This window comes from Escherichia sp. TW14182 (assembly GCF_000208525.1).
Lineage (GTDB): Bacteria > Pseudomonadota > Gammaproteobacteria > Enterobacterales > Enterobacteriaceae > Escherichia > Escherichia ruysiae.
The window spans coordinates 1-9,809 of sequence record NZ_AEJZ01000368.1; the positions used below are offsets into that span (position 1 = coordinate 1).

A 9,809-nucleotide genomic window follows, 5' to 3' on the forward strand; every position below is an offset into this window, starting at 1 on the left:
TTTAGTGCCCGCCTGTGCCGCAGGTGGGCTTGGTGCAGCAATGGTTCTGGAGGCGGAATAATGGAAATGGCATCAGCATTTACCCTCAATATGCGTCTGGACAATATTGCCGTCATCACCATTGATGTTCCTGGCGAGAAAATGAACACCCTGAAGGCGGAGTTTGCCTCACAGGTACGCACCATTATTAAACAACTCCGCGAAAATAAAGATCTGCGCGGCGTGGTGTTTATCTCCGCGAAACCGGACAACTTTATTGCCGGCGCGGATATCAACATGATCGGCAACTGCAAAACGGCGCAAGAAGCGGAAGCACTGGCGCGGCAGGGGCAACAGTTGATGGCGGAAATTCATGCCTTGCCAGTTCCGGTTATTGCCGCCATTCACGGCGCTTGCCTGGGCGGTGGACTGGAGTTGGCGCTGGCGTGCCACGGTCGTGTTTGTACTGACGATCCTAAAACGGTGCTCGGTTTGCCTGAAGTTCAGCTTGGGTTGTTACCCGGTTCAGGTGGCACCCAGCGTTTACCGCGCCTGATAGGTGTCAGCACAGCATTAGAGATGATCCTCACCGGCAAGCAGCTTCGGGCAAAACAGGCGTTAAAGCTGGGACTGGTGGATGACGTCGTTCCGCACTCCATTTTACTGGAAGCCGCTGTAGAGCTGGCGAAGCAGGATCGTCCGGTTTCGCGGGCACTTCCGATTCGCAAACGTGTGATGGCGGGGCCATTAGGTCGTGCGCTGTTATTCAAAATGGTAAGCAAAAAAACAGAACAGAAAACCCAGGGCAACTACCCGGCGACAAAACGTATTCTTGAGGTTATCGAGACCGGGTTAGCGCAGGGCACCAGTAGCGGCTATGACGCTGAAGCTCGAGCCTTTGGTGAACTGGCGATGACGTCGCAATCAAAGGCATTGCGCAATATCTTTTTTGCCAGTACCGACGTGAAGAAAGATCCCGGCAGCGATGTTGCCCCCGCTCCTTTAAATAGTGTGGGAATTTTAGGTGGTGGCTTGATGGGCGGCGGTATTGCTTACGTCACTGCCTGTAAAGCGGGTCTGCCGGTACGAATTAAAGATATCAACGTCCAGGGGATTAATCATGCGCTGAAATACAGTTGGGATCAGCTTGAGGGCAAAGTGCGCCGTCGGCATCTCAAAGCCAGTGAACGCGACAATCAACTGGCATTAATTTCGGGAACGACGGATTATCGCGGCTTTGCCCATCGCGATCTGATTATTGAAGCAGTGTTTGAAAATCTCGAATTAAAACAACAAATGGTGGCAGAAGTTGAGCAGAATTGCGCCGCTCATACCATCTTTGCTTCGAATACCTCATCTTTACCGATTGGCGATATTGCCGCTCACGCCACGCGACCAGAGCAAGTTATCGGCCTGCATTTCTTCAGTCCGGTGGAAAAAATGCCGCTGGTGGAGATCATTCCTCATGCGGTTACATCGGCGCAAACCATCGCCACCACGGTAAAACTGGCGAAAAAACAGGGTAAAACGCCCATTGTCGTGCGTGACAAAGCCGGGTTTTACGTCAATCGCATCTTAGCGCCTTACATTAATGAAGCTATCCGCATGTTGACCGAAGGTGAACGGGTAGAGCACATTGATGCCGCTCTAGTGAAATTTGGTTTTCCGGTAGGGCCAATCCAACTTTTGGATGAGGTAGGAATCGATACCGGGACTAAAATTATTCCTGTACTGGAAGCCGCTTATGGAGAACGTTTTAGCGCGCCTGCAAATGTTGTTTCTTCAATTTTGAACGACGATCGCAAAGGTAGAAAAAATGGTCGGGGATTCTATCTTTACGGTCAGAAAGGGCGTAAAAGCAAAAAACAGGTCGATCCCGCCATTTACCCGCTGATTGGCGCGCAAGGGCAGGGGCGGCTCTCCGCACCGCAGGTTGCTGAACGGTGCGTGATGTTGATGCTGAATGAAGCAGTACGTTGTCTGGACGAGCAGGTTATCCGTAGCGTGCGTGACGGAGATATTGGCGCGGTATTTGGCATTGGTTTTCCGCCATTTCTCGGTGGACCGTTCCGCTATATCGATTCTCTCGGCGCGGGCGAAGTGGTTGCAATAATGCAGCGACTGGCCACGCAGTATGGTTCTCGTTTTACCCCTTGCGAGCGTTTAGTAGAGATGAGCGAGCGAGGGGAAAGTTTTTGGAAAACAACTGCAACTGACCTGCAATAAGAAGGTCAAAGCTATATGAATCCGCGCTGAATGGCGGAGTGTTGGTCAAAATGCAAACGCATATTGACTATACTTACGCCATTGAGGTAAAAAACAGCGTTTCATTCGGTGAATGGATAAGGCACAATGCCGGCCACCGTCCTCTTTATCTGGTTTCAGATGAAAGAAGACGGGCGAATCTGGTTAACAAAAGCGGTGCAATATGCAAGTTTTTATCATGCGTCACGGCGACGCAGCCCTCGATGCCGCCAGTGATTCGGTTCGTCCTCTGACCACTAACGGTTGTGACGAATCTCGCCTGATGGCGAACTGGCTGAAAGGTCAAAAAGTGGAAATCGAACGCGTTCTGGTGAGCCCGTTCCTGCGAGCCGAGCAAACACTGGACGAAGTAGGGGATTGTCTGAACCTGCCTTCCAGTGCAGAAGTTCTGCCGGAGTTAACGCCCTGCGGCGATGTTGGCCTGGTCAGTGCCTATCTGCAGGCGTTGACCAATGAAGGTGTTGCTTCGGTACTGGTGATCTCCCACCTACCCTTAGTCGGATATCTGGTCGCTGAGTTATGTCCGGGCGAAACGCCGCCTATGTTTACCACCTCGGCCATTGCCAGCGTAACGCTTGATGAAAGCGGAAAAGGTCAATTCAACTGGCAGATGAGCCCGTGTAATCTGAAGATGGCAAAAGCAATCTGATATGAACGTGTAAGGCCCGCTGGCGTAAGCTTTCGGGCCTTAGTTTTGCTTACTGTATTGAAATTATTGCTATTTAAATGCGTTTAATCCTCCGGTTATGAAAAAATAAATGTTTCCATTTATAGCAAGGGCAGTTATTTATTTTCACAAAGTTACATATGGAAGTAATTGTTGCTTTTTTGCATGGGTTATTATTTTTCGAAAAGATGTGTTAAAAAATAAAGAGAGAGATTATTGAGCAGGTATTTTAGGGTCTTGATATAATATTAATTCAGAAGAATTAATATTATATCTTCGGGAAGGTGTAATCACAATTGCCATATTTATTTTTAGCTGTTTTATGATCCAGGAACATTCATGGGATAAAGTGTTTGTGCCGTTTTGATGAAATGTTCTGCTGTTTTTTGAGATAACCCTCAAACTATTATTTGTACTATTGATTATTTAAAGATTTCTACACAGTGTTGTTAGTAAATTTAAATTGAACCACTCTCATTAAAATATCAACATTGCCGCCACGCCAAAGAATATCATCTCGTGCAACCCGTATTTTATGGATCAGAAATCCTATTCAATGGTTGGTTAAAAGCTGCTGAAGAAAGATTGAGGGATTTTATCATCAATATTTCAGTTGGCTTATATTCTAATTATTTATGGTTTAAGGACAAATAATGAGTAAGTTTGTAAAAACAGCTATTGCAGCAGCAATGGTAATGGGTGCGTTCACTTCAACATCTTCTTTCGCAGAAGGTAACAACGGTACTGCCCGTTTTTACGGCACCATTGAAGATTCCGTTTGCTCTATCGTACCAGACGATCACAAACTGGAAGTGGATATGGGGAATATCGGTGCAGATAAACTGAAAAACAACGGCACTACCACGCCGAAAGATTTCCAGATTCGTTTGCAGGACTGCGTGTTTGATACCCAAACGACCATGACCACTACCTTCACCGGTACTGTGTCTGCGGCGAATAGCGGCAACTACTACACCATTTTTAATACCGATACCGGTGCGGCGTTTAACAACGTGAGCCTGGCGATTGGCGATCAACAGGGAACCTCTTACAAAAGTGGCGCTGGCATTAATCAGCAGATCGTAAAAGATACTGCAACCTCCAAAGGCAAACCGAAACAAACTTTAAACTTTAAAGCCTGGCTGGTAGGTGCGACTGACGCACCGGACCTGGGCGGTTTTGAAGCGAATACCACCTTCCAGATTACCTATCTCTAAGGTATTCCCCCTCATAGCAGTAATGCTATGAGGGTTTTTTAGCGTTTCGATAGTCTTTAAATAACCACGGATGGATACGTGTATGCCTGACCATTCCCTTTTCCGCTTACGGGCGCTTCCCTGGTGCGTTGCCATGGCAATATCTGGATGCCATATCAATGCCTGGGCCGACGAAGATATTCAGTTTGATTCCCGTTTTCTGGAATTAAAAGGCGACACGAAAATTGATCTGAAGCGTTTTTCCAGCCAGGGTTATGTTGAACCGGGTAAATATAATTTACAGGTTCAGGTAAATAAACAGCCGTTACCTGATGAATATGATATTTACTGGTATGCGTCAGAAAACGATAAAAATAAAACTTACGCTTGCCTGTCGCCAGAGCTGGTGGCACAGCTTGGTTTTAAAGAAGATATTGCACAAAAATTGCAATGGGATCGCGATGGTAAATGCCTCAAACCAGGTCAACTTGACGGTCTGGAAATACGTGCTGATTTAAGCCAGTCCGCACTGCTCATCACCTTACCGCAGGCTTATCTTGAATACAGCGATGTAGACTGGGATCCGCCTTCGCGCTGGGATGATGGTATCCCCGGTTTAATTGCCGATTACAGCATCAACGCCCAAACCCGACACGAAGAAAATGGCGGCGATGACAGCAACGACATCAGCGGCAACGGTACGGTTGGCGTTAACCTCGGGGCGTGGCGCCTGCGCGCCGACTGGCAGAGCGATTATCAGCACACCCGCAGTAACGATGAAGAGACGGATAACAGCACCGAGAGAAACTGGGACTGGAGCCGTTACTACGCCTGGCGTGCGTTACCGAGCCTGAAAGCCAAACTGGCACTCGGCGAAGACTACCTCGATTCTGATATTTTTGATGGTTTTAACTACATCGGCGGTAGCATCAGCACCGACGATCAAATGTTGCCGCCGAACCTGCGCGGCTATGCTCCGGATATTTCCGGCGTGGCGCATACGGCGGCGAAAGTCACCGTTAGTCAGGCAGGGCGCATAATTTATGAAACCCAGGTGCCTGCCGGGCCATTCCGTATTCAGGATCTCGGTGAATTTAACTCTGGTACGCTGCATGTGCGCATTGAAGAGCTGAACGGCCAGGTGCAGGAGTATGACATCAGCACCGCTTCCATGCCGTTCCTGACGCGCCCGGGTCAGGTGCGCTATAAAGTGATGATGGGGCGCCCGCAGGAGTGGGGACACCATGTACAGGGCGGATTCTTCTCCGGTGGTGAAGCGTCCTGGGGGGTAGCCAATGGCTGGTCGCTGTACGGCGGGGCGCTGGGCGATGAAAACTACCAGTCTGCCGCGCTTGGCATCGGGCGCGATCTCTCCATTTTCGGCGCGATGGCGTTTGATATTACCCACTCACATACCCGACTTGACGATTCAACCGCTTACGGCAAGGGGACGCTCGACGGTAACTCTTTCCGCGTCAGTTACTCCAAAGACTTTGATGATCTAAACAGCCGCGTCACCTTCGCCGGATACCGCTTCTCTGAAGAAAACTATATGACCATGAGCGAGTATCTGGACGCGAATGACAGCGAAATGGTTCGCGCCGGCAATGATAAAGAGATGTACACCGCCACCTATAACCAGAACTTCAGGGATGTTGGTGTTTCTGTTTACCTGAACTATACGCGTCATACCTACTGGGATCGCGAGGAGCAGACCAACTACAACGTCATGCTCTCCCATTATTTTAACATGGGCGGCATTCGTAACATGAGTATCTCCCTGACGGGTTATCGCTACGAGTATGACAACAGCGCCGACAAAGGCGTCTATATCTCCTTAAGTATGCCGTGGGGTGATAACAGCACCGTGAGTTACAACGGCAACTACGGTAGCGGTTCAGACAGCAGTCAGGTGGGATACTTCAACCGTATTGATGACGCCAGCCACTATCAGATAAACGTTGGCAGCAGTGAAAATCACTCCAGCGTGGATGGCTATTACAGCCATGACGGTTCAATGGCACACGTGGATCTGAGTGCTAACTACCATGAAGGGCAATACACTTCTGCCGGCTTGTCGCTGCAAGGCGGAGCCACGTTAACGGCGCACGGTGGCGCGTTGCATCGTACTCAAAACATGGGCGGTACGCGCCTGCTTATCGACGCTGACGGCGTGGCTGACGTACCGGTCGAAGGTAACGGTTCAGCGGTGTACACCAACATGTTCGGTAAAGCTGTTGTTGCGGACGTCAATAACTACTACCGTAACCAGGCCACTATTGACCTGACTAAACTGCCAGAGAATGCCGAAGCCACGCAGTCAGTGGTTCAGGCGACGCTCACCGAAGGAGCCATTGGCTACCGTAAATTTGCGGTCATCAGTGGGCAAAAGGCGATGGCTGTCCTGCGCATGAGTGATGGTAGTTATCCGCCATTTGGTGCAGAAGTGAAAAACGAACACGACCAGCAGGTCGGTCTGGTTGACGATGACGGCAACGTCTATCTGGCCGGGGTAAAAGCTGGCGAACGTATGAGTGTCTCATGGAATGGGGCTTCCCACTGTGAGATCTCCCTGCCAGACCCGCTGCCTGCCGATCTGTTCAACGGCCTGTTACTGCCGTGTAAGCAAAAAGGCGCGGTGGAGCCTGCCACTCCGCTGGAAATCAAACCGGTGATTCAGGAACAGACGCAGCAGCTCACTCCGGGTACACCGCCAGTCGCTATCTCCGCTAACCAATAACGTGATTAAGGAATGATCCATGTATACACAGACTAATACCGCAAAAATGGTTGCCCCGGCGCTGGCGCTGCTGGTGACCGCCGCCAGTTTTACAACCCACGCATCGGTAACGCCCGACCGAACCCGCCTGATCTTCAAAGAAAGTGACAAATCCATCAGCGTCACGTTGCGCAATAACGACCCTAAGCTGCCATATCTGGCGCAAAGCTGGATAGAAGAGGAAAAGGGCAACAAAATCAGTTCGCCATTGACGGTTCTGCCGCCGGTACAGCGCATTGATGCGATGATGAATGGTCAGGTAAAAGTCCAGGGAATGCCGGATATCAGCAAGTTACCTGCCGATCGTGAGAGCATGTTCTACTTTAACGTGCGTGAAATCCCGCCAAAATCGAACAAACCGAACACCCTGCAAATTGCTCTGCAAACGCGTATCAAACTGTTCTGGCGACCGAAGGCGCTGGCAGAAATCAACATGAGAGATCCGTGGCAGCATAAGGTGACTTTAACCCGCAATGGGCAGGCCTTCACCGTTAATAACCCAACGCCGTATTACGTGATCCTCAGCAACGCCAGTACCCAGAAAAATGGTAATCCGGCAGCCGGATTTACGCCGCTGGTAATGCCGCCGAAAACATCCGCACCGCTGAATGTGAAGATGGACAGTGTGCCGGTGCTGACTTACGTCAACGACTACGGCGCGCGACTTTCGCTGATCTTTAAATGCAACGGCAATAGTTGCCAGGTGGATGCAGAGCAGAGCCGCAAAGGCTGATGCCGGGAGAGTCTTATGAAATACACGTTTCTGGTGGGAACGGGCATTTTTCTCCTGAGCGGCTGGCTGACGGGCAACATGGCCGTCGCGGGAGAAAGTAAACCGGTGTTATTAACGTTGCGCGTTCTGGTGGATGGGCCACCGCCCTGTTCCGTGAAGGGGAGCAATGTTGAATTTGGCAATGTGTACATTAGCAAAATCAATGGCACAAATTACCGTACGACGGGGGCGCTTTATACCCTGAACTGCGGTAACAAGGCATCAGGTGTTGATGATCTGCGGATGCAGCTTAAAGGCTCCACCACCGTGATTAACGGGGAAACGGTCATTGCGACGCAAATTTCAGGCCTGGGTATCCGCATTGAAAACGGTGCCGATAACACCCTGTTTAAAGTGGGTGAAGGTAACTGGTCTGATTTCAATGTTAACCAGTTGCCCAGTCTCAAAGCGGTGCCGGTAAAACAGAGCGGAGTGCAGCTTACGCCAGCGGAATTTAACGCCAGTATGACGATGGTGGTGGATTACCAGTGAAAAAACTCTCATTACTTTTACTCTGCATCTGTGGCGGCGTGGCTCTGGCAGCAAATGAAGACATCACCTTTCACGGTACGCTGGTGTCACCTCCAGCCTGTACCATTAGCGAGGGAAAGACCATTGAAGTGGAATTTCGCGATCTTATCATCGACAGCATCAACGGGGATTATGGTCGCAGGGAAGTGAACTATGACCTGAGCTGTGACTCCGCAGTACGCGATCCCGACTGGATTATGACACTTACCTGGACGGGGACGCAGACCTCGTACAATGACGCGGCTGTCGAAACAGACGTTCCCGGTTTTGGTATTGAGCTTCGGCACGATGGTCAGCGTTTTAAGCTGAATACGCCGCTTGCCATTAACGCCACCGATTTTACGCAAAAGCCGAAGCTGGAGGCTGTGCCAGTGAAGTCGGCCGGTGCGGTGTTGAGTGATACCACGTTTTCGGCCTATGCAACATTACGGGTGGATTATCAATGAAGACAGGACGCATTTATTCGTTCAGCTACGCGCTGTTAGCGGGGCTGCTGTTGACCGGTGGCACTTGTGCCCTGGCCGTGGACAACAACCTGCATTTTTACGGCAATTTATTAAGCCGATCCTGCACGCTGGTGGTTGAGGGCGGAAATCTGGCAGAAGTGCATTTTCCTGCCATCAGTCGTCAGGATCTTATGGTCGCCGGGGAATCCCCGCGCGTTCCGGTGGTGTTTAAGCTGAAAGATTGTAAAGGGCCAGCGAGTTACCAGGTGCAGGTGACCCTTACCGGTACGGAAGACAGCGAACAGCCGGGTTTCCTCGCGCTGGATACCACCTCAACCGCTCAGGGCGTCGGAATTGGGATGGAAACGACCGATGGTGTGCGGGTGGCGATTAACAACCCGACCGGGGCGAAATTTACGCTCAGCGATGGCAGTAATGATATTCATTTCAGGGCCTGGCTACAGGCGAAAAGCGGTCGCGATGTCACGCTCGGTGATTTTACTGCCAACCTGACGGCAACCTTCGAGTATATATAAGATGAAAAAATACGATTACTTTTATGCGCCATGCTGGTGCTGTGTTTTAGCCAGGGAGTCCAGGCGAAACTGGGGGCAGTCTATAATAATGTGCCAGTCTATTATGGTACGCTTGGTGCCACTGCAACGCTTCGTTTTTACCTTGATTTACTCACCACCACTGGGGTTTATCATGGGGAGTATTATCAGGATCGATCATATGGCGTCCATTATGGGGATCTTCCGAATAAATCATGGACGGGGCCAGGAAACATCCCTGCACCAAAAATAACGGTAATGTCAAGTGGTGATGGTGTCGTAGCAGATTCTTATTGTCCGGGCGTTAAAGAGATTGACCCAGATTTCGACTGGGAATGCTTAAAAATATTACTGACGATTGAGGTCAATGGTTCGGCGGAGACGTGCCCGTGGATGGTGGGGATGACGGCGAATAGTACTGTAAAGGTATTCATTAATTATCAATCGAAGTTCGAATACTATAGGGGGCCGACGACCTATACAACAACCTGCCCAGGTGAGCCATTAACAAATTATGATATCTCCTGGAGTGACAGCCGCGTTGAACACAGTAAGGTTTTGAATCTGAAATCAACAGGGTCAGTGATTGAACGTATCGTTCCGGCGAACTCATATTGACG

At 50.1% G+C, this 9,809-nt stretch carries 9 protein-coding genes; all 9 read left to right on the forward strand.

The window, feature by feature from the left end; translation table 11 throughout:
* The first annotated feature begins 60 nt into the window (after positions 1–60).
* Positions 61–2,205 (forward strand): fatty acid oxidation complex subunit alpha FadJ, encoded by a 2,145-nt coding sequence (gene fadJ, locus EQY_RS0121835; protein WP_000424981.1) that lies wholly within the window; start codon positions 61–63, stop codon positions 2,203–2,205.
* A 202-nt stretch (positions 2,206–2,407) separates the two neighbouring features.
* Positions 2,408–2,893 carry a phosphohistidine phosphatase SixA gene (gene sixA / locus EQY_RS0121840; protein ID WP_001195811.1) on the forward strand — a complete coding sequence of 162 codons (486 nt, stop codon included), beginning with the start codon at positions 2,408–2,410 and terminating at the stop codon, positions 2,891–2,893.
* A gap of 671 nt (positions 2,894–3,564) precedes the next feature.
* Entirely contained in the window at positions 3,565–4,128 is a 564-nt protein-coding gene (locus EQY_RS0121845; protein ID WP_000033320.1) for a fimbrial protein, read from the forward strand.
* An 82-nt stretch (positions 4,129–4,210) separates the two neighbouring features.
* Entirely contained in the window at positions 4,211–6,847 is a 2,637-nt protein-coding gene (locus EQY_RS0121850) for a fimbrial biogenesis outer membrane usher protein (protein WP_024212701.1), read from the forward strand.
* Between the two features lie 19 nt (positions 6,848–6,866).
* On the forward strand, positions 6,867–7,619 hold the full coding sequence (locus EQY_RS0121855) for a fimbria/pilus periplasmic chaperone (RefSeq protein ID WP_000288640.1): 753 nt from the start codon (positions 6,867–6,869) through the stop codon (positions 7,617–7,619).
* A 15-nt stretch (positions 7,620–7,634) separates the two neighbouring features.
* A complete protein-coding gene (locus tag EQY_RS0121860) occupies positions 7,635–8,150 on the forward strand; it encodes a fimbrial protein (protein ID WP_000877920.1) in 516 nt (171 codons plus the stop codon).
* Complete coding sequence (locus tag EQY_RS0121865; RefSeq protein ID WP_000736551.1) at positions 8,147–8,635, forward strand: fimbrial protein; 489 nt, start codon at positions 8,147–8,149, stop codon at positions 8,633–8,635. The genes EQY_RS0121860 and EQY_RS0121865 overlap by 4 nt, the downstream gene beginning before the upstream one ends.
* Positions 8,632–9,171 carry a fimbrial protein gene (locus EQY_RS0121870; protein WP_000847940.1) on the forward strand — a complete coding sequence of 180 codons (540 nt, stop codon included), beginning with the start codon at positions 8,632–8,634 and terminating at the stop codon, positions 9,169–9,171. The genes EQY_RS0121865 and EQY_RS0121870 overlap by 4 nt, the downstream gene beginning before the upstream one ends.
* Positions 9,172–9,201: 30 nt before the next feature.
* Complete coding sequence (locus EQY_RS0121875; RefSeq protein WP_000960614.1) at positions 9,202–9,807, forward strand: StfH/YfcO family fimbrial adhesin; 606 nt, start codon at positions 9,202–9,204, stop codon at positions 9,805–9,807.
* The last annotated feature ends 2 nt before the right edge of the window (positions 9,808–9,809 follow it).

What these genes read in the sequence shown, in the direction of transcription:
- EQY_RS0121845 (WP_000033320.1), top strand. Translation starts at nt 3,565, where the DNA reads ATGAGTAAGTTTGTAAAAACAGCTATTGCAGCAGCAATGGTAATGGGT.
- EQY_RS0121850 (WP_024212701.1), top strand. Translation starts at nt 4,211, where the DNA reads ATGCCTGACCATTCCCTTTTCCGCTTACGGGCGCTTCCCTGGTGCGTT.
- EQY_RS0121860 (WP_000877920.1), top strand. Translation starts at nt 7,635, where the DNA reads ATGAAATACACGTTTCTGGTGGGAACGGGCATTTTTCTCCTGAGCGGC.
- sixA (WP_001195811.1), top strand. Translation starts at nt 2,408, where the DNA reads ATGCAAGTTTTTATCATGCGTCACGGCGACGCAGCCCTCGATGCCGCC.
- EQY_RS0121875 (WP_000960614.1), top strand. Translation starts at nt 9,202, where the DNA reads ATGCTGGTGCTGTGTTTTAGCCAGGGAGTCCAGGCGAAACTGGGGGCA.
- EQY_RS0121870 (WP_000847940.1), top strand. Translation starts at nt 8,632, where the DNA reads ATGAAGACAGGACGCATTTATTCGTTCAGCTACGCGCTGTTAGCGGGG.
- fadJ (WP_000424981.1), top strand. Translation starts at nt 61, where the DNA reads ATGGAAATGGCATCAGCATTTACCCTCAATATGCGTCTGGACAATATT.
- EQY_RS0121855 (WP_000288640.1), top strand. Translation starts at nt 6,867, where the DNA reads ATGTATACACAGACTAATACCGCAAAAATGGTTGCCCCGGCGCTGGCG.